This window comes from Bacillus sp. P14.5, assembly GCF_003316765.1.
In the GTDB taxonomy this organism is placed as follows: Bacteria; Bacillota; Bacilli; order Bacillales; family Bacillaceae_B; genus Rossellomorea.
On record NZ_NIJF01000039.1, the window covers coordinates 73,953 to 96,578 of the forward strand.

The following is a 22,626-nucleotide window of genomic DNA, read 5'->3' on the forward strand; positions in this document are numbered from 1 at the left end:
AATATTAACCGAAAGATACTTTGAGGGACCATTCCAGGGTGATTACTTTTCATTCACTCTACTGAGCTATAGAAGCAGCCCTTTTTAAAACTTAATAACTCTATGCCGCAAGATCCAGGATAAACTGAATAAAATTACCGCGATGACCAATGAGGTGTACATCGGCCATGCCATTTCATATTGAAATGCATCCTGCAGTTCAAGATAGACAAGCAGTCCAGTCCAACCCATGAAGATAAGTGCCCCCATAGACATCAGCCACAGATTAGCTCTCTTTTTATATGTTGCCCACTTCATCAGTTTTAAGAGTAACAGTACAACAGCCCCAAAGAATATAATTGAAACTATGATTGGGGTAAGAGGGAGTCCTTTTTCAGGCGGCATGAAGAGAGAGAAGACTCCGTCCACCAGAAAATACCATCCCATACCTGAGGCAGTAATATAAAAGTACAACCATAATTTGTTCTTTACTGGCTCTTTTGGCAAATCTCTCAAAAGCTCATCACAGTATTTCTTCGGCTGATCTCCAAACACTTCCTCAGCAGTCTGTCCATTTTCCTGGGCTTCCAAAAGGTGTTCAAGGATTTCAAGAAGAAGTTCTTCTCCGTCCCGTTCCTCAACATCACTCATCCTGATGTAAAGAAGCATATCTTCGTAGTACTTTTTGTTTTCTTTATTCAGCTTTTCTCTTCTTTCATTATTCAGCTGGATCATTTCCTTGGCTGTCATTGGTTTTCCCCTCCTTTAAAGATTGAATCTACTGAAGCGCTTAATTTCTTCCACTCAACACTGAATTGTTCAAGAGCATTTTCACCTGCAGCGGTAAGGGTGTAATATTTCCGGTTGGGGCCGCTGTCGGATTTTTTCATCTTTCCCTGAATTAATCCTTCTTTCTGGAGACGCAATAAAACAGGGTAGATCGAGCCTTCGCTAACAGTATCCATGCCTCTCCGGGATAATTTCACATACAGTTCGTATCCATAGGTGGGACTTTCATGAATGATGGCAAGGATACATCCTTCCAAAATGCCTTTTAACATCTGACTTTTTAATGACACGTGTCTGCATCCTCTCTAACTTGTTTTGCAAGGTAGCGAAACAAAAAAATATACCTTGCTTTACAAGATAGCTCTATTTTACTGGAAAAATCGGGATGCTGTCAATAAGAAAAAGCTGTTCAAAGTGCCCATTTTATACTGGGACACTTGAACAGCTTCAAATATCTTATACGTTGAAACGGAAGTGGATGACATCTCCGTCTTTCACGATATATTCTTTTCCTTCAAGTCTTACTTTACCCGCTTCACGCGCAGCTCCCATGGTCTCGTTTGCAACCAGGTCATCATAAGATACAGTTTCCGCACGGATGAAGCCTTTTTCGAAGTCAGTGTGGATGATTCCAGCACATTCAGGAGCTTTCATGCCATGTCGGAATGTCCACGCACGTACTTCCTGAACGCCTGCGGTGAAGTAGGTGGCGAGCCCAAGAAGATTATAGGCTGCACGGATCAGCTGATCTAAACCAGACTCTTCGATACCAAGCTCTTCAAGGAACATAGCCTTTTCTTCATCATCCAGCTCGGCAATTTCAGATTCAATTTTCGCACATACAACGATCACTTCGGCGTTGTCACCTTTAGCGAATTCACGGACCTGCTGAACGTATTCGTTATCAGAAGGATCCACGATATCATCTTCACTGACATTGGCCACATAAAGGACAGGCTTGATCGTCAGAAGGTGAAGTCCTTTTACAACCTTCATCTGCTCATCAGAAAACTCAACCGTACGAGCGGATTTGCCTTCTTCAAATGCCTCCTTCAATTTTACAAGGATCTCATGCTCATAGGCAGCATCTTTATCTTTCTGCTTGGCCAATTTCTGCACGCGTGCAATCCGTTTGTCTACAGACTCAAGATCAGCAAGAATCAACTCAAGGTTGATGGTTTCAATATCATCAAGCGGGTCGACTTTTCCGGAAACATGAGTGATATTGTCATCAGCAAAACAGCGGACAACCTGACAGATCGCATCCACCTGGCGGATATGAGAGAGAAACTTATTTCCAAGTCCTTCACCCTTGCTGGCACCTTTAACAATTCCGGCAATGTCAGTGAATTCGAAAGCTGTGGGAACGGTTTTTTTCGGTTCTACAAGCTCAGTCAATTTATCAAGGCGATAGTCAGGAACTTCTACTATTCCGACATTCGGGTCGATTGTACAGAAAGGATAGTTGGCAGACTCTGCACCTGCTTTAGTAATTGCATTAAATAGAGTTGATTTCCCGACATTCGGCAAACCAACGATTCCAGCTGTTAAAGCCATTTTGGTCACTCCTCATTAAATGGATCTATATTTATTCTGCCTGATGAACCGGCAGTGAAAGTCTAAAATTATTCAAACCATTTCTAATTATAGGTTTTAAGTGGTAGAAACACAAGGGGAGGGTGGAATTGAGGGAGCTAGACTTTTCTTTGACCCCGTAATGATAAATGGTTAAATTTAACCCAAATCGCTTTGTAACCCATTAGGCTGGATATTTCTTTAACCAAAAAATCAAATTGCCCATGATTCACAGCACAAGTTTCCAATATTCCTGTTAGAGAAATGAAATGATCAAACAGAAGATTAAGTCCGGGAAGACTGAATCTTCTTTATTAAAACATTCTATTATACTATGGGTTTTAAGAATACTGATTTATGATTGAAGCGGAAGTCAACCGCTCTAGCCAAGTAAAATGAAACCCCAAAATTTTCAAAAGAAAGAGAGCATCCCATTCGAATGCTCTCTTTCTTTATCGTATTTTATTCTCCCGCAGACTCCAATACCTTCTTCATCTTTTTCGAAAACTCTCTTCTTGGAAGCATGATACTGTGGTCACAGCCCTGGCATTTGATACGGATATCCATGCCCATTCTGATGACTTTCCAGCGATTGACGCCGCAGGGGTGCGGCTTTTTCATTTCAACGACATCGTTTAATTGAAAGCTTTTTGGCTCCATACCTTTTCCTCCCTACTCACTATCAAGCTGTCTTACGGAATTTTCTATACTCTCTTCTTCTTGTCTGTTATACATAACCATTCGAGGGAACGGAATTTCAATTCCATGTTTATCCAATACAAGTTTAACATCTTTTCGTATATTGCGCGCCATTGCCCAATGCTGCATTGGGATACATTCAGCTACTATCCTCATGACAACATCGGAAGCTCCAAGAGTCTGGACACCCAGTAAATCCGGCGGTGTCACCAGTTCCTCATATTTTTGAGGCATCGTCTGCAGCAGTTCACTGATCACTCTTTCCGCTTCTTCAATATTTTCTTCATAGGCAATGCTGACATCCACTACCGCAATACTGTTATGGATGGAGAAGTTGGTGACCTCGGCGATATTTCCGTTAGGGATAATATGGAGTTCTCCTGTCCAGTTTTTGATCTTGGTTGTCCTCAGACCGATTTCTTCCACATTTCCTTCCAGTGCCCCGACACGGATGAAGTCCCCTACAGAGAACTGGTCTTCAAAGATGATGAAGAAGCCGGTGATAATATCTCTCACAAGGTTCTGAGCTCCGAAACCAACCGCTAAACCGACAATTCCCGCACCGGCTAAGAGAGCTCCAATCTCAACTCCCAAGTTGGTTAAAACCATCGTGATTGCTATGAAATACACAACATAGGTCAAGACATTTTCCAATAGTTTACTTAAGGTAGCTTCTCGTCTCTCCGTTATTTTAAAAGGAGACCGTGAACGCACCCTGAATATATTTCTAATAACTGTTCTACCGACTTTAAGGACAACAGCAGTTAATAATAAAATTAAAATTATTTTTACTGAAGCTAAACCAATCTCAATCCATAAGTCATCACTAATTAACTTATCCCAGAATTCTTGTGTTACTTGTTTAGCCTCATCAGCAGATTCCTCTAACGGATTTTCAGCCTCATTATTATTTGTTTGACTCATTAAAAATCCACTCCTAGTAAGCTCTCAGAAAATATATTTCATTGTATCAATTTTACCCGTATTTGGATAGCGGCAAGCAAACTATCCGAAAATTGTTTAAAAAGTCTTAGTTTGTGACAAATACATAATACTATGTATAGATAAGCCTTTTTTTCCGTATACTGTTAATACTAATGCAAAGGAGTGGAGGGAATGAATCTGAAAAAGGGTTTTTTTGAGCGGAAAGCCGAGCCATACCGAGTGCTGCATGATGATGAAAAAGCGGCAGCATCGATTTCTGCGGAACTGCTCACTATGCTTCCGACAGTTGTGAGACCCGTAGTAATCGTTTGTATCGGAACAGACCGCTCAACAGGCGATTCCTTAGGACCACTCGTCGGCACCTTTTTAGAAGAAAAAGTAACAGACGGATTTCATATTTACGGTACTCTTGATGACCCTATCCATGCTGTCAACCTGGAAGAGAAGCTGGAGGAAATCAGGAAGAGCCACCTGAATCCATTCATCATCGGCATCGATGCCTGTCTTGGAAGACTCAAGAGCGTCGGGGCTATCCAGCTTGGCGACGGACCAGTAAAGCCTGGTGCTGGTGTAAATAAGGAACTTCCAGATGTAGGGGACATGCACATCACCGGAATTGTGAATGTCAGTGGTTTTATGGAATTCTTTGTTTTGCAGAATACCCGGTTGAACCTTGTTCTAAAAATGGCCAGAATCATTTCAGAAGGAATCTATTTGGCAAGCAAGGCACGCCCTCGAAAAGAGACGATCTTCAAAATGAACCTTACTGAAGAAAAACAGCAATTGCTCTAATAGAAAGGCTGCTTGGACAGAAAATTGTTTGCTTTCGGAAAAATCCCAAAGCCGAATACTGGGGTTTGAATAGCTCTTTTCTTTATTGCTTCCCAGGATGGTGAATTATGGTGTTATCTTACCAAATTCATATTAAATAGCAACAAAGTTTATAAAAAGAGCTAATAGAAAAAACACACCTGGCAGCATTAGCTTAGTGTGTTTTTAGTTTATAAAATAAATTGCTGATAGCCATACATGATTGAAACAACCGCTGCCACCACCAGGATGCCAGGAAGCAGGTTCGCCACCCTGATTTTTGTCACGCCAATCAGATTAAGGCCGATCGCAAAGATCATGATTCCCCCCGCGGAGGTCATTTCAACGATAAAAGAATCCATTACTGCCTGAGGGACAAATCGGTCAATTTGCGTAGCAAATAAAGCGATGGTTCCTTGGTAAAGAACTACCGGAATAGCGGAGAACATTACACCGATTCCCAATGTTGTTGTTAAAATAAGTGAAGTAAATCCATCAATGATCGCCTTTGTATAAAGAACATCATGAGCTCCACGGATACCGCTGTCCAGTGCCCCTATGACAGCCATCGCACCGATGACAAAAATCAAGGTCGCAGTCACAAAGCCTTGGGAAATGCTTGTTTCACTGCCTTCCGTCCCCATCTTCTTCTCAAGCCAAATTCCCAAAGCATTGAGCTTATCATCAAGGCCGGCCCATTCACCAATCACTGCACCGAGCACCAGGCAGATGATGACAACAAGGAAGTTTTCACTTTTCATTCCCATCTGCAGCCCCAGTACCATTACAGCCAATCCAATTGCATACATGACCGTTCCTTTCATATTTTCAGGAATGCGGTGGAGCATTTTGCCGAGCAAAGTGCCTATGATGATACACACTCCGTTAACGATTGTTCCTAAAAGTACCATAAAGACGTTCTCCTTTTTCGATTATCGAAATACTTTCTACTAAAATAGCACTTTTCATTGTAATTGCCTACATTTTTTTATAACTTTTCGCAAAGATTGTGGCTAATGAGAAGTATGGGATTTCCGCTCCAGGCGGACGACTCCGCGGGGCGGGCGGTGAGCCTCCTCGGCTGCGCCTGCGGGATCTCACCTGTCCCGCTAGTCCCGCAGGAGATCGTACGCCTTCCGCTACAATCCTCCTGCGTAAAGGGGGATTAAGGTGAAAACGGATTTTAAAGCATTATTAGAAAATGTCTATAGAATAGACTGTTATCGTATTAATTTTTGCTTTTGATAGAATCCCTAGAGCAAGAATCTCTCCTGGATACTATGGTTTTTCTCTCTAAAAAGCCGAGCAGCTCTTTTCTTTTTGCTTACCAGAATATTTTCGTGAATAATGCCGGTACCTTACAAGGTTCATATAAAATAGCAAGTTTACGAAAAGAGCATTTAAAAGCAATAAAAAAAGAACCAACACAACTATATGGTCAGTTCAATGAATATCTTTTATTTATTTTCCATATGGCTCAGCATTTCCAGTATTCGATCAAGATCTTCTTTTGAGAAGAATTCAAATTCGATTTTGCCTTTTTTCTTGGATTGTTTAATGGAAACGTTGGTACCGAATCTTTCTCTTAAAATCGTTTCCTGTTCTTTTATGAAAACATCCTTCTTTTCAGGTTTCTTTGTTTCACGTGAAACATTTTCATTGTAGTCATGAATCAGCTGCTCCAGCTGCCTTACATTCAAGGCTTCTTTAATTATTTTATCGACAACTGTCTGCAGTTTCTCTTTCTTTCTTAAGCCTAGCAGGGCACGGCCGTGTCCCATCGTAATTTTATTATCGATGATCAGCTGCTGAATCGGCACAGGCAGGGAGAGAAGGCGGATATGGTTGGCTATATGCGGTCTGCTTTTCCCCAGTCTTTTAGCCAGCTGCTCCTGTGTAAGATCGAGCTTGTCCATAAGCAGTTGATAGGCATTGCCTTCTTCAATCGGAGAGAGGTCTTCGCGCTGCAGGTTTTCAAGCACTGCCAGCTCCATCATTTGTTTATCAGTCATTTCTCTGACAACAACCGGGACTTTATCAAGCTTTGCTGCCTTAGCCGCTCTATATCTTCTCTCACCAACGACTATCTCAAAACCCTTAATGCTTTTTCTGGCTATGATTGGCTGAAGAATCCCATGCTCCTGGATTGATTCCTTTAATTCTTTAATAGCTTCCGGTTCAAATACCTTACGCGGCTGATAAGGGTTTGGCCTTAATTCCTTCAAGCTGATTTCCTGAACTGCTTCTTCTTTCTCAGCATCCACATTGGCAAATAATGCGTTGATTCCTTTACCTAGTCCTTTAGCCATTCGCAGCCACTTCCTTTGCTAGATCTAGATAAACCTCTGCACCCCTGGATTTAGAATCATATATAATGATTGGTTCTCCGTGGCTTGGAGCTTCACTTAACCGAATGTTTCGAGGAACAATGGTACGGTATACTTTATCCTGGAAATACTTTTTCACTTCTTCAATGACCTGGATTCCGAGGTTTGTTCGCGCATCCAGCATAGTAAGCAGGACGCCGTCGATTGCCAAGTCATGATTAAGATGCTTTTGCACCAATCTGACAGTACTCAGCAGCTGGCTCAGTCCTTCAAGTGCGTAATATTCGCATTGTACGGGAATGATGACGGCATCTGAAGCTGTCAAAGCATTGATCGTCAACAACCCAAGAGATGGAGGACAATCGATGATAATATAATCGTAGTCATCCTTCACCTTTTCAAGTGCCCTCTTTAAGCGGACCTCCCTGGAGATGGTAGGTACAAGCTCAATCTCCGCACCAGCCAGCGAGATTGTCGCCGGAACAGCAAACAGCCTTTCCACAGTTGTCGGCTTCACCAAATCCTTCACTTCTGCATCATCTACTAAAACATCATATATACATTCCTGGACATCACCTTTTTCAATGCCCACACCACTGGTGGCATTTCCTTGTGGATCAATGTCGACTAGAAGCACTTTCTTTCCTATGTATGCTAAACACGCTCCCAAATTGACGGATGTAGTGGTCTTGCCCACTCCGCCCTTCTGGTTGGTTATGGCAATTATTCTGCCCAAGGATTTCACCTGCCCTTTGAACTTCCAATTCAATTTCTTGAAAAATTAATCGTCTATCTTCTATTCTATCAAAATTCCGGAATAGTTTGTCTTTCATTTCAAAAAAATTCTATTTCCAATTTATATTGAATGGCTGCATACAAAAAGTGAGAAACCATTTACCTGTTTCTCACTGAAAGCATCTATTGTGCTGTTGTCATAAATTATATTAAACAAGTCAGGTTCCAGCCGTAATCCTGAGACAGGAGGTAGTCCTTGTTGTTCAATTAGCACAATAAATATCTGGGAATATAGGAATGACGCTATAGCAGATTAATAGACTATTATTGCTTTTTCTTAGGTATCTTTATAGTGAATTGATAATATTCTTCATGCTCTTCTTCCTGGGAATCAAGATTGATTCCGCTGTCAGAGACCATGGACAGTGATTGGCGGATGGTATTGACCGCTATTCTCATATCCTTGCTGAAGGCCTTGCGCTTCGGCTTAGGTTTCTCTTCGCCTTCAGAGAGCATTTTGTCCACTCTGTCTTCGGTTTGTTTGACATTGAGGCTTTTCTCAATGACTTCCTGCAGCAAAATCACTTGTTTTTCCTTCTTTTTAAGAGGAATGAGCGCCCTCGCATGTCTTTCTGTGATCTGCTTGGCCAGGATGGCTTCCTGTACTTCTTGAGGAAGCTTTAAGAGCCTGAGCTTGTTGGCAACAGTGGACTGGCCTTTTCCAAGTCTCTGTGCCAGGGCCTCCTGGGTAAGATTATGAAGTTCAAGCAGTTTGCCATAGGCAATAGCCTCTTCGATCGGAGAAAGCTCTTCCCTTTGCAGATTCTCTATCAATGCAACAGAAGCTGTTTCTGTATCAGACATATTTTTAATGATTGCAGGCACAGTTTCCCATCCAAGCAGTTGAACTGCCCGGAACCGGCGCTCCCCTGCAATAATTTCATACTGGTCCTCATCACTTTGCCGCAGGACGATCGGCTGTATGATTCCGTGAGTATGAATCGTTCTCGATAGTTCTTCAATCTTCTCTTCGTTAAAGACAGTTCTTGGCTGAAATCGGTTAGGGACAATATTGGAAACTGGAATATTTTTGACTTCATCTCTGTCATTCACTTCGCTTACTTCACTGACAGCGGATTCCACTTCCTGATTGGTATCTTGTTCTTTTTCCCCTAAGCCAAAAAAACGAGAGAAAGGATGCTTCATCTTCCTACACCACCTTTAAGGAACTCCCTTATTTACTATTCTCTATCATATGACAAGTTCCTGCAATCACTTTGACCGTTTGTCAGATATTAATCGACACTTTTTTCAGTGTGAACATCTTGTTTTTTTGTAATTAAAACTAACCTTAACAGTGTTGATCGGATAGAATATTTGATTTCCGCTTCAGGTACGTGACTCCGCGGGGCGGGGGTGAGCCTCCTCGGCTTTGCCTGCGGGGTCTCACCTGCCCGCTAATCCCGCAGGAGATCACGTACCTTCCGCTCCAATCAAAAAACGTCTAGATATATTCACCAGCCTTAAATTCCATACCTGAAATATACTTTCCTAAAGTCTGAGCCCATTATGGCAATGAAAATATTAAAACAAATCTTTAACATCATATAAATAGTCGATTATCATTCATGATATTGTACAATCAAAGTCTTTAACAGGAACCGGTTGATGCACATAGCTCTTAATGGATGTTACTCTAACGGAAGCTTATTGGGTGTTCCAGGTTTACGCGGATACTTCTTAGGTGTCGGCTTCACTTTATGAATAACAATGATGTTTCTTTCACTTTCTTCAATGGGAAGCTGAAAGGAATGCACTTCTTTCAGTTCACCGCCTAGAGTTGCGATCGCTTTCTTTCCGACATTCATCTCTTCTGAAGCGCTTGCTGCTTTCATAGCGGCAAAAGTACCATTCTTCTTCACCAGCGGAAGACATAATTCGCTTAATACAGACATCCTGGCGACAGCCCTTGCGGTTACCAGGTCGTATTGTTCCCTGTGTTCTGGTTTCTGTGCGAATGTCTCGGCGCGGTCATGATAAAAGTTGGTATTCTCCAGTCCAAGCTTCTCTGATAGATGATTCAGAAAAGTGATCCGCTTATTCAGGGAATCCACTATATTCACTTCAATCTGCGGAAAGCAAATCTTCAGCGGAATACTGGGAAAACCGGCACCGGCACCCACATCGCACACCCGGATCTCACGATTGAAATCCAGGTAAAAGGCAGCCGTGATGGAATCATAAAAGTGCTTCAAATACACTTCTTCCTTATCCGTGATAGCTGTTAAATTCATTTTTTCGTTCCATTCGACAAGAGTTTCGTAGTATTCTTCGAACTGGGCAAGCTGCTTCGATGTCAAATGGATGCCCTTTTCGCTCAATTTTTCTGTAAACTGGGAAATATTCATTGCTTCAATCCTTCCTTTAAAGCTCTTTTCGCTTCTATTATTCAGCCGTTACCTTGGCAATTTTTCCTTGTTCAATATACACAAGCAAAATTGAAACGTCTGCAGGATTCACTCCGGAAATCCTTGAAGCTTGAGCCAGCGATAAAGGACGGACTTCTTTAAGTTTCTGTCTTGCTTCAGATGCCAGGCCGTTGATGGCGTCATAATCAATTTGATCTGGAATTTTTTATTTTCCATCTTCTTCATTTTATCGACCTGCTGCAGCGATTTCTCAATATATCCTTCATATTTAATTTGGATTTCCACTTGTTCTTCGATGTCTTCAGTTAAAGATTCTTCTCTTGGTGCCAAAGCTTTGATATGGCTGTAATTCATCTCAGGACGGCGAAGCAGGTCTGACGCCAGGATGCCGTCTTTCAGTTCACTTCCGCCGGCTGCTTTGATGACATTTTGGGTTTCCTCATTTGGCTTCAGTCTGACCGAATTCAACCGTTGTTTTTCTTCCTCAATCGATGCCTTTTTCGTTAGGAAACGCTCATAGCGTTCATCTTGAATAAGGCCGATTTTGTGGCCGATTTCTGTAAGGCGAAGATCCGCATTATCATGGCGGAGAAGCAGGCGGTATTCCGCTCGAGAAGTCAAAAGACGATATGGTTCATTTGTGCCTTTTGTTACAAGGTCATCAATCAGTACGCCAATGTAAGCATCTGATCGATCTAAAATTACTTCTTCTTTATCCAAAGCACGGCAGGCGGCATTTATACCGGCCATCAAGCCTTGTCCTGCTGCTTCTTCATATCCGGATGTACCATTGATCTGTCCGGCTGTATAAAGATTTTTGATTTTTTTGTTTCCAAAGTCGGCCATAGCTGTGTCGGAACAATGGAATCATACTCGATTGCATAACCTGCTCTCATCAGCTGCGCTTTCTCCAAGCCTGGGATAGTGGCAAGAATCTTCATCTGCACATCTTCCGGAAGGCTCGTTGATAATCCTTGTACATATACCTCCTGAGTGTTCTTTCCTTCAGGCTCAAGGAAAATCTGGTGTCTCGGTTTATCATGGAAGCGGACAACCTTATCTTCAATGGATGGGCAGTAACGCGGTCCGGTTCCTTTGATCATGCCCGAGTACATAGGGGAACGGCTCAAGTTATCATCAATCAGCTGATGTGTTTCTGCATTGGTGTACGTTAACCAGCAAGGCAGCTGATCTGTGATATATTGTGTTGTTTCATAACTGAATGCACGGGGAACTTCATCGCCCGGCTGGATTTCTGTTTTTGAATAATCGATTGTTTTGCTGTTTACCCGCGGGGGAGTTCCTGTTTTGAAACGGACCATATCGAACCCAAGCTCCTGCAAATGCTCAGAAAGCTTGATGGATGGCTGCTGATTATTCGGACCGCTTGAATATTTAAGATCTCCAAGGATGATTTCACCTCTCAGGAAAGTTCCTGTAGTGATAACAACAGTTTTCGCACGGTAACCGGCTCCTGTCTGTGTTACCACACCTTTACACTCGCCGTCCTCAATGATGAGGCTTTCGACCATTCCTTGGAGAAGGGTCATATTCGATTCATTTTCAATGATTTTTTTCATTTCATGCTGATAGGAAAATTTATCTGCCTGAGCTCTCAAAGCCCGCACTGCAGGTCCTTTTCCTGTATTCAACATACGCATTTGGATATGGGTTTTATCAATATTTTTACCCATTTCTCCGCCCAGCGCATCAATTTCCCTGACGACGATACCCTTTGCGGGTCCGCCTACTGACGGGTTACACGGCATGAATGCGACCATATCGAGATTGATTGTAATCATCATGGTCTTGGCACCCATTCTTGCAGCTGCCAATCCAGCTTCTACGCCTGCATGGCCCGCACCGATAACGATGACATCAAATTGTCCTGCTTCATATTGCATCGTTTTCGTTTCCTCCTTGTTGGTACTTCTATATTTTTGTAATTTTGTAAATTTATTATTGTAATTGGCTGCTTCTTTCATAACCGCAGCCAACGGTCATTTTCCTAAACAGAATTGTGAGAATAGCTGATCAATCAAGCTTTCATGAACACTTTCTCCGATAATTTCACCGAGCAGTTCCCAGGTTCTAGTTAAATCGATCTGGGCAATATCGATAGGAGTCCCCATCTCGACACCATTGATTGCTTCATCAATGCTGTTATGTGCTTGATTCAGCAAAGCAATATGACGGCTGTTTGATACATAGGTCATATCCCCGGCTTCAAGAGATCCTGCAAAAAACAGGGACGATATGGCTTCTTCCAGTTCATCGATACCCTGTTCTTCTAATAAGGAAGTAGTGACGATTGCATGCTGTGATGCCAAATCCTTCACTTTATCCATATCAATTTTCTGAGGAAGATCTGTTTTGTTGACGATGACAATAACGTCCATGCCTTCGACCGCCTTGAACAATTGTTCATCCTCATGGGTGAATTCATCCGAGTAATTCAGTACAAGCAGGATTAAATCAGCTTCTTTTAAAACCTGTCTTGAACGTTCGACTCCAATTCTTTCGACAATATCTTCTGTTTCACGGATCCCAGCCGTGTCAACAAGCCTCAGTGGAACTCCACGCACATTTACGTACTCTTCTATTACATCCCTTGTCGTTCCAGGGATATCTGTCACAATCGCCTTGTTTTCATGGACAAGGCTGTTTAGCAATGAAGATTTCCCTACATTCGGCCTTCCAATAATAACTGTTGAAAGCCCTTCTCTAAGAATTTTTCCTTGTACGGAGGTACGAAGAAGCTTTTCGATTTCAGCCCGAACATACTTCGATTTCTCCAGCAGAACGCCATGAGTCATTTCTTCGACATCGTCATATTCCGGATAATCGATATTGACTTCCACGTGGGCCAGCGTCTCCAGTATTTCCTGGCGAAGCTTCCGGATCAGCTTGGACAATCTACCTTCCATTTGGTTAAGAGCAACGTTCATGGCTCTGTCCGTCTTAGCCCTGATTAAATCCATGACCGCTTCAGCTTGGGATAAATCGACTCTTCCATTAAGGAAAGCCCTCTTCGTGAATTCTCCGGGTTCTGCTAAGCGAGCCCCATATTTCAGTACCAGCTGAAGAACTTTATTGACTGAAACCAAGCCGCCGTGGCAATTGATTTCGATAATATCTTCACGGGTGAAGGTTCTGGGGCCTTTCATGACCGACATCATGACTTCCTCTACAACCGCTCCAGTAGAAGGGTCGACGATATGGCCGTAGTTGATCGTATGGGAAGCAACACCGTGGACCGAATCACCTTTTATTCCTTTAAAGACCTTGTCCGCGATATTGAAGGCTTGATCCCCGCTCAATCGAACGATTGCTATCGCACCTTCTCCCATCGGAGTAGAAATGGCCGCTATTGTATCGAATTCCATCTCTCTCACCTCTTTTCTTAATCTCTTAATCCTATCTGGTGTCCATAGATTAATTTTGAACACACCAAAAGATCCGTAATGGCTTTTTACTAACTTAGCCATTCCAACGGTAAAATATCTATATTAAATGTTCTTTATAGGCGTTTCATCCTCTAAATGATTAGAATATCATACTCTTCATAGATAAAAAAGTTCAGGTTCATATTTATCCACAAAGACATTTTCCTCATTCTCTCATTTTAACTTATCCACATGTGAATAACAATAAAGCGAATCAGAATAGATAGTGTTTTTATTTTTAATAGTTTTCCACAGTGCTGCTTATTAAAAAGCTGAGGTCCTTTGATATATTTTTTATCGATGATGAAAGCAGTTGTCAGGCAGCGGAAATTCATGAGTGCTGATTTGGCGTTAACAGACCGATAATGGATCCTGAACTGGGTGTACCGCTAGTTAACTATATAAAACATTCATAACACACTGTAAATTAAGCCGGATAATTAAAAAATCCAAACAAAAAAATCCAGGCTGGTTATCAGCCTGGATGAACTCATTATTTTCTTTTAGGCGCTATCACGATGTAGCGGTTTGGCTCGGATCCTTCCGAGAAGGTGTCCACTTTCTTGGATCTCACTAAAGCGGAATGAATTACTTTTCGTTCATAGGAAGGCATTGGTTCCAATGAAACTTTTCGATTGGTTCTTACCGCTTTCTCAGCGAGTCTTTCTGCTAAGTTTGCGAGTGTTTGCTTCCGTCTTTCACGGTAATTTTCTGCATCCAGCACGACAGTCAGAAATTGATCTGAATAGCGGTTGGCCACTAGACCGGCCAAATGCTGAAGTGAATTCAGTGTCTGTCCCCTTTTTCCAATCAACAAGGCAATTTTTTCACCTGCTAGTTGAAACTCGGCATGACGGCCGTCCACTTTAATATCAATTTCGACGTCGATTCCCATCATTTCACTGACAGAAATCAAATATTTCTTAACTTCATCAAATGGATTGACGATCTTTTTTACATTAACTGTGGCAGGACGGGATCCAAAAAGACCGAAAAATCCTTTTTTCCCCTCATCCTTTACTTCGATTTCAGCTTCTTCTCTGGTGATGTTCAATTGAGCTAATGCGGATTCCACTGCTTCTTCGACCGATGGACCAGTAGCAGTTACCTCTCTCACTTTTTAGCTCCCCCGTTTTTTGCTGCAGCCTGTACTTTCAAGTCAGGTCCTTTGATAAAGTAGGTTTGAACGATCATGAATAAGTTACCCACTACCCAGTATAAGGAAAGTGCTGCCGGGAAGTTGATGGCAAAGATGATGATCATGACAGGCATAATGTAAAGCATCATAGCCATTTGCGGATTTTGGTTAGCTGTTCCAGCCATCATCATTTTTTGCTGGATGAAAGTTGTCGCACCAGCGATGAGCGGAAGAAGATAAAATGGATCCGGAAGACCCAGGTCAAACCATAGGAATGTATGGTTTTTTATTTCTTCAGTACGGCTTATGGCATGATAGAAACCAATCAAAATCGGCATCTGAACAATTAATGGAAAACAACCGGCTAATGGATTGACACCGTTCTTTTGAAAAAGACCCATTGTTTCCTGCTGCAGCTTCCTCTGTGTTTCAGCATCTTTAGAACTGTATTTTTCACGCAGTTTCTGCATTTCAGGCTGAAGTGCCTGCATCGCTTTTGAATTCTTCGTCTGTTTAATCATTAGCGGAAGAATTGCTAAACGAATGATGAGAGTAACGATAATGATACCTAAACCATAACTTCCATCAAAAAATTCGGATACTTTCGTAATTAATAAAGAAAGAGGATACACAATGTATTCATTCCAAAATCCGGAACTATCCTCTGTGATCGGCTGGTTATATTCCATGCATCCTGACAGGACAGTTACAAGCCCGATCATGACAAGCACGGCTAAAAATCTTTTTTTCACCCTCTACTTCCTCCCTAAAACTTTTTTCCGGACAACCTGGCTTGTCCATAAACAAACTCCGATCATCTGAATTTCAATCATCGGAACTAGTGCAAACACAGAGATATTGTAACATCTTTTATATCGCCTATGCTGTAGAAACTTGTCTAAGTTCTTACGATTTTTCTATTTTCTTTTGTCAAACTGCGCGGATTGCTTGGCATCAAGCGCTTTGCATTTCTTCAAAACATGCATCAAGCTTTTCTTGATTTCATGAAATTCCATATCGGCCGCCGGTTTTCTGGCGATAATAACGTAATCATACTGATTCTTGACATCATCTTTCAATTCCAGAAAGACCTGTCTGATATATCGTTTAACCTGATTACGGACAACAGCATTTCCAATTTTCTTGCTGACAGAAAGACCTATTCGAAACAATTGCTGATCTTCTTTTTTCAGTTTGTACACAACAAACTGTCTGTTGGCAAATGAAGTACCCTTCTTGAACACCTCTTGGAATTCGCTGTTTTTCTTCACTCGCTGTTCTTTTCGCATTTACCCACCTGCTATTTCTAAAAAGTAAATCTGTTCAATCATTATGTTACCTGTTTTCTCTATAATAAGAAGATTTATACCCCCGGAGAGATGAAGAATCCACCACTAAGATGCTCTCCCCATGACTATGGGAAATTTCCTTACTAATTGAAAAAAGGCTGTTTCGTTTATATTGTTGCTCTCGGAAAAATCCCTAGAACCGGATTTTTCCCCGGATCCTAAGTTTTTTCTCTCCAAACGGAGGGAGCAGCTCTTTTCTTTCTTGCTTACCTGGATATTTCTGATTAAATGGGGGTTTTCTGTAAAATTAATATTAAACAGCAACAAAGTTTACGAAAAAGAGCCTTGAAAAAAGACCACTGATAAATTCAGTGGCCTAGGCAGATAATACTTTTCTTCCCTTTTGACGACGGCGAGCTAGAACTTTACGGCCGTTTTTTGAGCTCATACGTGCACGGAAACCGTGGTTTTTGCTTCTTTTACGAGAATTTGGTTGAAACGTTCTTTTCATATATGACACCTCCCTAAAGGAATGGATAAAATTATAGGTTAAAGACAGTCTTTTCAATTATAAAGAGAGGTATATAAATTGTCAATACCACCTCTTTTAATTTTTTGCAAGGCTGTGCTCCTTAAATTACAGATAAATTTGAATCTGCTATTTCTCCACATAAATTCCTCTTAAAGCTTTCTTTGGAATGATTGGGTGCCTGAGCTCTTATTTTTCCTTCTTGATTTATAACCGCAGGAATTCTTAACTGAACCGCCATCTCTTTGAAGAGGATACCTTGTAAATTTGGATGAAATCACTTAAAAGATTTGAATTTATTATCAAACAGCGAAAAACCCGCCATCATTCTCCTGAAAAACCTGGTAACTAAGAAAGAAAAAGCTTTTCTCAACATTTAGAGGGGAAGACCTCAGTATCCAGGTTAAAAATCCGGGTTATAGAATTTTTTCCGAAATGGTTTTGAAAACCGCTATTTCATCCAGGGAGATCTCAAAAGAATTCATCTGCTTTATTTTATCCTATTCGAGTTATTTTCCTAAAATCTTCGCAAATTCCTTACCTTGAAATTCTCTGACTCACCTTGTACTTTATCACTACTAAAACTGATTCCACACCCCCTGTGGATATTTTTCGACACGGAAATTAACTATCCACAGCACATATTGACACCTTTTTCACAAATAAATAACCTGTGGAAAAGTTTTTTCAACAAGAACGGGCTATTGTGGATAAAGTTTAAAAGTCATTGCAACGGTAAGGATATTCTGATATGATTATTGTGTTTTCACTCTGAATTACTATTGTTGGCAAAATGCGTTATCCACAGTTGGTGGATAACTTGTGGATAGTTTATACAGAGCCTTTGTAAAAGGTTGTCCACATAAGGTGGATATTGTCGAATAACCGTTTTTCTTCCTTATTATATATTTTTCCACATTCATAGTTTTGTATTTTTATGAATAACAAACTTTTATCAGAGAGTAAGGCTGTACAGACGTTGTACATACTCTTAGAGGAAAAGGAGGGGACCAGTTTGGAGAATATAGGGGACTTATGGAATAAAGCCCTCTCGAACATAGAGAAAAAGATAAGCAAACCGAGTTTTGATACTTGGTTGAAGTCTACTAAAGCTCATTCCATACAAGGAGATACACTTATCATCACCGCTCCCAATGAGTTTGCCAGGGATTGGCTTGAAGGAAGGTATTCTCAATTAATTTCCGGTGTTCTATTGGATATTACAGGAGAAGAACTCATCGTTAAATTTATCATTCCGCAGAATCAGGAACCGGAAGAATTCGATCTGCCTGTACCTCCGAAGAAAGTGGCTGATAATGACGACAGCCAGGAGTTTCATCAAAACATGCTTAATCCTAAATACATGTTCGATACCTTTGTTATTGGATCCGGGAACCGTTTTGCCCATGCAGCATCACTGGCAGTTGCCGAAGCGCCTGCCAAGGCATATAATCCGCTTTTCATTTATGGAGGAGTAGGACTGGGGAAAACCCACTTGATGCATGCCATCGGACATTATGTCCTTGAGCATAATCCGGCTGCTAAAGTGGTTTATTTATCTTCTGAAAAATTCACGAATGAATTCATTAATTCCATTCGAGACAATAAAGCCGTTGACTTTCGCAACAAATACCGCAGTGTCGATGTCCTTTTAATCGATGATATTCAATTCCTGGCAGGCAAAGAACAAACACAGGAAGAGTTTTTTCATACATTCAATACACTTCACGAAGAAAGCAAGCAGATTGTCATTTCAAGTGACCGCCCGCCCAAAGAGATTCCAACTCTTGAGGACAGGCTCCGCTCACGGTTTGAGTGGGGACTGATTACGGATATAACTCCTCCTGATTTGGAAACAAGGATTGCCATCCTGCGAAAGAAGGCGAAAGCGGAAGGATTGGATATTCCAAATGAAGCGATGCTGTACATCGCCAATCAAATCGATTCCAACATCCGTGAACTTGAAGGTGCGCTGATCAGGGTCGTCGCCTATTCATCGCTTATCAATAAAGACATCAATGCCGATCTTGCTGCCGAAGCTTTAAAAGATATTATTCCAAGCTCCAAGCCTAGAGTCATCACGATTGCCGATATCCAAAGAGTTGTCGGTGAGCATTTCAATATAAAGCTCGAGGATTTCAAAGCGAAAAAGCGGACCAAATCTATTGCCTTCCCCAGACAGATCGCCATGTATTTATCAAGGGAAATGACGGATTTCTCGCTTCCGAAAATAGGTGAAGAATTCGGGGGACGCGATCATACGACCGTCATTCATGCCCATGAGAAAATTTCTAAGATGCTCGGAGCGGATACAACCTTCCAGCATCAGTTGAAAGAGATCAGGGATGTTTTAAAAAGTTAACTACTTTTTGCCCTCTTAATTATGGTTGTGTTGGTAAAGGAAGGTGTGCGATCACATCCAGGACTTGAGGACACCTGGTTACAGAGCCCAGCTGAACTAAGTCGTGCAGCTGCAGCGAACCTATATAAACAGCCCTAAATCTTTAAGTAAGTAAGGCTCTTTCCTAAAAGGTTGTCGCTTTAGAATGCTTTATTCTCACCATTTTTACGTAGAAGGATTGGAGTGGAAGCCGAGGAGGCTCAACGCCCGCCCCTCGGAGTCGTGCGCCTGGAGCGGAAATCCATTTAAAATACCAAAAAGTTAATAGAGAGTTATCCTGAATACTGTTAATAACTTTGCTATGTTTGCACACAGTCTGTCCACATGTGGATAGGCTGTGTTTCCTTTCGTTTTTCGCACTTATCCACATACTAACAGGCCCTATTACTACTAGTACTATTTTTTTAATAAATATATTAGTATATGCTGCAGTAAAAAAATTATGTTCAAACTGGAGGAAAAGGTAATGAAATTTGTTATCCAAAGGGACGATCTCGTACAGAGTGTCGGAGATGTCATGAAAGCTGTCACATCCAGAACAACGATTCCCATTCTTACGGGAATAAAAATTATCGCTACTGATGAAGGAGTCACATTGACAGGAAGTGATTCTGATATATCCATCGAGTCTTTTATCCCAACAGAAGAAGATGGAAATGAGATTGTCGAAGTAATTGAAAAAGGCGGGATTGTCCTGCAGGCCAAGTTCTTTAGCGAAATCGTTAAAAAACTTCCTATGGATACAGTGGAAATCGAAGTCCAGAACCACTTGCAGACAGTAATCCGTTCAGGGAAAGCGGAATTTAATTTAAACGGACTTGATCCAGAGGAATATCCACACCTCCCGCAGATTGAAGAAGGAAATGCTTTCAAGGTGCCAACCGACTTGCTGAAGACTATGGTCAGACAAACTGTGTTCGCAGTGTCCACCTCAGAAACACGCCCCATCTTGACAGGTGTAAACTGGAGGGTGGAAAACGGAGAACTTTCCTGTATTGCAACAGACAGCCACCGGTTAGCAATGAGAAAAGCGCCGCTTGAAAGTGATACTGGAAATGAATACAATATCGTAATTCCAGGAAAGAGCCTGACAGAATTGAGCAAAATCCTGGATGATAATTCTGAACCTGTAGAGATTGTCATCACTGATAATCAAGTGCTGTTCAAAGCTAAACATCTATTGTTCTTCTCCAGACTGCTGGAAGGCAACTATCCGGATACAAGCCGTTTGATCCCTAACGAGAGCAAAACGGAGCTGGTCCTTGCAACCAAAGAATTTCTTCAAGCAATTGACCGTGCGTCCCTGCTGGCAAGAGAGGGAAGAAACAATGTTGTTAAATTATCCACTGTTGAAAGCGGTGTGATCGAGATTTCTTCCAATACACCTGAAATCGGGAAAGTCATCGAGCAGGTTCAAAGCCAATCGAATGAGGGAGAAGAGTTGAAGATTTCCTTCAGTGCTAAATATATGATGGATGCTTTGAAAGCATTGGAAGGAACAGAAATTCATATTGATTTCACAGGAGCAATGAGACCGTTTGTTATTAAGCCGCTGCATGATGACTCCATATTGCAGTTGATTCTGCCTGTAAGAACCTATTAATTCCAAATGTATATGAACCGACTGGCTGTCTGACTAAATTTTCCGTTATGCAGCCAGTCTCTTTTTCATTTTAAGAGACTGTAAATCAGTATGCTTTATTACTTTAAAGTACTAAGAGGGACTGTCCCTTTCAGTGCTTTAAAGTAATGCAGTACCTTCTCCCAAGACATTTACAGGTAGTGTTTTGTATTAAGGCGAAAATATAGTAAAATAAAATAATTAGATATTATGCCGGAAAGTAGTGATCTATCATGGAAAAGCAAATTACCATTGATACTGAATATATAACATTGGGCCAGTTCTTAAAGCTGGCTGAACTGATTCAATCAGGTGGAATGGCCAAATGGTTCCTGAGTGAATATGAAGTCTATGTTAACGGGGAGCAAGATCAAAGAAGAGGAAGAAAATTGAGGGTTGGAGACAAAGTTGAAATAGAGGAAAATGGGGCTTTCATCATCTCTGACGAAGAATAAGAGGATGACTGTTTATGTACATTGAAGAAATTCAGCTCAAAAACTATCGAAACTATGACTCCATTGATATCACATTTGAAAACAGTGTGAATGTTATTTTGGGTGAAAATGCCCAGGGAAAAACCAATATTATGGAGTCGATTTATGTTTTGGCAATGGCGAAATCCCACCGGACATCAAATGATAAAGATTTAATACGCTGGGATGAGGAATATGCTAAAATAAAAGGCAGGATACAAAAACATAATGGCTCTCTCCCCCTTGAATTGGTGATTTCCAAAAAGGGCAAGAAAGCCAAGTCCAATCATATTGAACAGAAGAAATTAAGCCAATATGTTGGAAATATGAATGTAGTCATGTTTGCGCCGGAAGATCTCCATTTAGTCAAAGGGAGCCCTCAAGTAAGGCGTCGTTTTATTGATATGGAAATCGGGCAGGTATCACCTGTCTATTTGCATGACATTGCTTTGTACCAAAAGATACTTCAGCAGCGTAATCACTACTTGAAGATGCTGCAGACCAAAAAGCAGAAAGATGAGACGATGCTTGATGTTTTGACTGAACAGCTGATTGAGGTAGCAGGAAAAATCATCCGCAAGCGATTTGACTTTATCAAACTTCTGCAAGAGTGGGCACGCCCCATCCATTCAGGTATCTCCAGAGGTATTGAAACCCTGGATATTCAATATAAACCGTCCATAGATGTATGCGAAGATCAAGATTGGTCGAAAATGGTAGGAATACTAGAGGACAAATTTAATAATTTGCGACAGCGCGAAATAGATAGAGGGGTTACACTTGCCGGTCCTCACAGGGATGATCTGCAATTCTTTGTCAATGACAGGGATGTCCAGACTTTCGGATCTCAAGGTCAGCAGCGGACAACGGCCCTTTCTCTGAAGCTCGCTGAAATTGAACTGATTCATTCAGAAATTAAAGAATACCCGATTCTTTTACTGGATGATGTATTGTCTGAACTGGATGATTTCAGGCAGTCCCATCTACTCAATACCATACAGGGAAAGGTGCAGACCTTTGTCACCACGACCAACGTGGACGGCATCGATCATCAGACATTGAATGAGGCCACAACGTTTGAAGTTGAAGCCGGTCAGATCAAGAGAGTGAAGTGAGGTGTTTCCATGTATATTCATGTTGGGGAAGATGTGATGGTCAGAACGGATGAAATTGTTGCCATTATTGACAAGGACACTGTTCAATTTTCAGACGAAATACAATTATTTCTTAAAAAGAAAGAAAAACAGACGAGCAACCTGGCAAAGGGTACATATAAGTCTCTAGTGGTCACCGTGGACCAGCTGTATCTTTCACCATTAGCATCCACCACATTGAAGAAGCGTTCGAGAAAATGGAATACCCATGACAATCTTTTAAATAGATAGTGAGACTAATTAATATTCAAGCATGATTACATGCACAGGAAGTGTAGGTGAATTGG

21 protein-coding genes and 1 pseudogene are annotated in these 22,626 nt (G+C 41.4%); 6 read left to right on the plus strand and 16 right to left on the minus strand.

The window, feature by feature from the left end; translation table 11 throughout:
- Positions 1-84 precede the first annotated feature (84 nt).
- The 5 genes from B9Z54_RS04745 to B9Z54_RS04765 all read right to left on the minus strand — a co-directional run bounded on the left by B9Z54_RS04745 (position 85) and on the right by B9Z54_RS04765 (position 3,966).
- The gene (locus B9Z54_RS04745) at positions 85-729 is read right to left on the minus strand and encodes a DUF1129 family protein (protein ID WP_113927347.1); all 645 of its coding nucleotides are present in this window, start codon (positions 727-729) and stop codon (positions 85-87) included.
- Positions 726-1,058, minus strand: coding sequence for a PadR family transcriptional regulator (locus tag B9Z54_RS04750; RefSeq protein ID WP_113927348.1), 333 nt, complete (start codon positions 1,056-1,058; stop codon positions 726-728). The genes B9Z54_RS04745 and B9Z54_RS04750 overlap by 4 nt, the downstream gene beginning before the upstream one ends.
- Positions 1,059-1,224: 166 nt before the next feature.
- Complete coding sequence (gene ychF / locus B9Z54_RS04755; RefSeq protein WP_113927349.1) at positions 1,225-2,325, minus strand: redox-regulated ATPase YchF; 1,101 nt, start codon at positions 2,323-2,325, stop codon at positions 1,225-1,227.
- A 480-nt stretch (positions 2,326-2,805) separates the two neighbouring features.
- Entirely contained in the window at positions 2,806-3,003 is a 198-nt protein-coding gene (locus B9Z54_RS04760; RefSeq protein WP_113927350.1) for a DUF951 domain-containing protein, read from the minus strand.
- Positions 3,004-3,015: 12 nt separating this feature from the next.
- Positions 3,016-3,966 carry a mechanosensitive ion channel family protein gene (locus tag B9Z54_RS04765; RefSeq protein ID WP_113927351.1) on the minus strand — a complete coding sequence of 317 codons (951 nt, stop codon included), beginning with the start codon at positions 3,964-3,966 and terminating at the stop codon, positions 3,016-3,018.
- 192 nt (positions 3,967-4,158) lie between these two features.
- On the opposite strand from B9Z54_RS04765, the gene yyaC reads away from it, so the two are divergent.
- Complete coding sequence (gene yyaC, locus B9Z54_RS04770; RefSeq protein WP_113927352.1) at positions 4,159-4,779, plus strand: spore protease YyaC; 621 nt, start codon at positions 4,159-4,161, stop codon at positions 4,777-4,779.
- Positions 4,780-4,988: 209 nt separating this feature from the next.
- Here yyaC and B9Z54_RS04775 read toward each other — a convergent pair whose 3' ends face one another.
- The 11 genes and pseudogenes from B9Z54_RS04775 to rpmH form a co-directional block, all read right to left on the minus strand.
- Positions 4,989-5,708 (minus strand): DUF554 domain-containing protein, encoded by a 720-nt coding sequence (locus tag B9Z54_RS04775; protein ID WP_113927353.1) that lies wholly within the window; start codon positions 5,706-5,708, stop codon positions 4,989-4,991.
- A 546-nt stretch (positions 5,709-6,254) separates the two neighbouring features.
- Positions 6,255-7,106, minus strand: a complete 852-nt coding sequence (locus B9Z54_RS04780) for a ParB/RepB/Spo0J family partition protein (RefSeq protein ID WP_113927354.1) — start codon at positions 7,104-7,106, stop codon at positions 6,255-6,257.
- On the minus strand, positions 7,099-7,860 hold the full coding sequence (locus B9Z54_RS04785; protein WP_113927355.1) for a ParA family protein: 762 nt from the start codon (positions 7,858-7,860) through the stop codon (positions 7,099-7,101). The genes B9Z54_RS04780 and B9Z54_RS04785 overlap by 8 nt, the downstream gene beginning before the upstream one ends.
- A gap of 323 nt (positions 7,861-8,183) precedes the next feature.
- Positions 8,184-9,065 carry a nucleoid occlusion protein gene (gene noc, locus B9Z54_RS04790; RefSeq protein WP_113927356.1) on the minus strand — a complete coding sequence of 294 codons (882 nt, stop codon included), beginning with the start codon at positions 9,063-9,065 and terminating at the stop codon, positions 8,184-8,186.
- Between the two features lie 485 nt (positions 9,066-9,550).
- Entirely contained in the window at positions 9,551-10,267 is a 717-nt protein-coding gene (gene rsmG, locus B9Z54_RS04795; RefSeq protein ID WP_113927357.1) for a 16S rRNA (guanine(527)-N(7))-methyltransferase RsmG, read from the minus strand.
- 37 nt (positions 10,268-10,304) lie between these two features.
- Positions 10,305-12,192 (minus strand): annotated as a pseudogene (gene mnmG / locus B9Z54_RS04800) (tRNA uridine-5-carboxymethylaminomethyl(34) synthesis enzyme MnmG).
- A gap of 96 nt (positions 12,193-12,288) precedes the next feature.
- Entirely contained in the window at positions 12,289-13,674 is a 1,386-nt protein-coding gene (gene mnmE, locus B9Z54_RS04805; protein ID WP_113927358.1) for a tRNA uridine-5-carboxymethylaminomethyl(34) synthesis GTPase MnmE, read from the minus strand.
- A 553-nt stretch (positions 13,675-14,227) separates the two neighbouring features.
- Entirely contained in the window at positions 14,228-14,851 is a 624-nt protein-coding gene (jag, locus tag B9Z54_RS04810) for an RNA-binding cell elongation regulator Jag/EloR (RefSeq protein ID WP_113927359.1), read from the minus strand.
- Positions 14,848-15,624 (minus strand): YidC family membrane integrase SpoIIIJ, encoded by a 777-nt coding sequence (gene spoIIIJ, locus B9Z54_RS04815; RefSeq protein WP_113927360.1) that lies wholly within the window; start codon positions 15,622-15,624, stop codon positions 14,848-14,850. The genes jag and spoIIIJ overlap by 4 nt, the downstream gene beginning before the upstream one ends.
- A gap of 165 nt (positions 15,625-15,789) precedes the next feature.
- On the minus strand, positions 15,790-16,161 hold the full coding sequence (rnpA, locus tag B9Z54_RS04820; RefSeq protein WP_113927361.1) for a ribonuclease P protein component: 372 nt from the start codon (positions 16,159-16,161) through the stop codon (positions 15,790-15,792).
- A gap of 376 nt (positions 16,162-16,537) precedes the next feature.
- The gene (gene rpmH, locus B9Z54_RS04825; protein ID WP_006837292.1) at positions 16,538-16,672 is read right to left on the minus strand and encodes a 50S ribosomal protein L34; all 135 of its coding nucleotides are present in this window, start codon (positions 16,670-16,672) and stop codon (positions 16,538-16,540) included.
- Positions 16,673-17,705: 1,033 nt separating this feature from the next.
- On the opposite strand from rpmH, the gene dnaA reads away from it, so the two are divergent.
- The 5 genes from dnaA to remB all read left to right on the plus strand — a co-directional run bounded on the left by dnaA (position 17,706) and on the right by remB (position 22,570).
- Entirely contained in the window at positions 17,706-19,052 is a 1,347-nt protein-coding gene (dnaA, locus tag B9Z54_RS04830) for a chromosomal replication initiator protein DnaA (RefSeq protein ID WP_113927362.1), read from the plus strand.
- Between the two features lie 505 nt (positions 19,053-19,557).
- Positions 19,558-20,694: a DNA polymerase III subunit beta gene (dnaN, locus tag B9Z54_RS04840; protein WP_113927364.1), complete on the plus strand. Its 1,137-nt coding sequence runs from the start codon at positions 19,558-19,560 to the stop codon at positions 20,692-20,694.
- 251 nt (positions 20,695-20,945) lie between these two features.
- Positions 20,946-21,167: a S4 domain-containing protein YaaA gene (gene yaaA, locus B9Z54_RS04845; protein WP_113927365.1), complete on the plus strand. Its 222-nt coding sequence runs from the start codon at positions 20,946-20,948 to the stop codon at positions 21,165-21,167.
- Between the two features lie 14 nt (positions 21,168-21,181).
- Positions 21,182-22,300, plus strand: coding sequence for a DNA replication/repair protein RecF (gene recF / locus B9Z54_RS04850; protein WP_113927366.1), 1,119 nt, complete (start codon positions 21,182-21,184; stop codon positions 22,298-22,300).
- Positions 22,301-22,309: 9 nt separating this feature from the next.
- The gene (gene remB / locus B9Z54_RS04855) at positions 22,310-22,570 is read left to right on the plus strand and encodes an extracellular matrix regulator RemB (protein WP_113927367.1); all 261 of its coding nucleotides are present in this window, start codon (positions 22,310-22,312) and stop codon (positions 22,568-22,570) included.
- Positions 22,571-22,626: the final 56 nt, after the last annotated feature.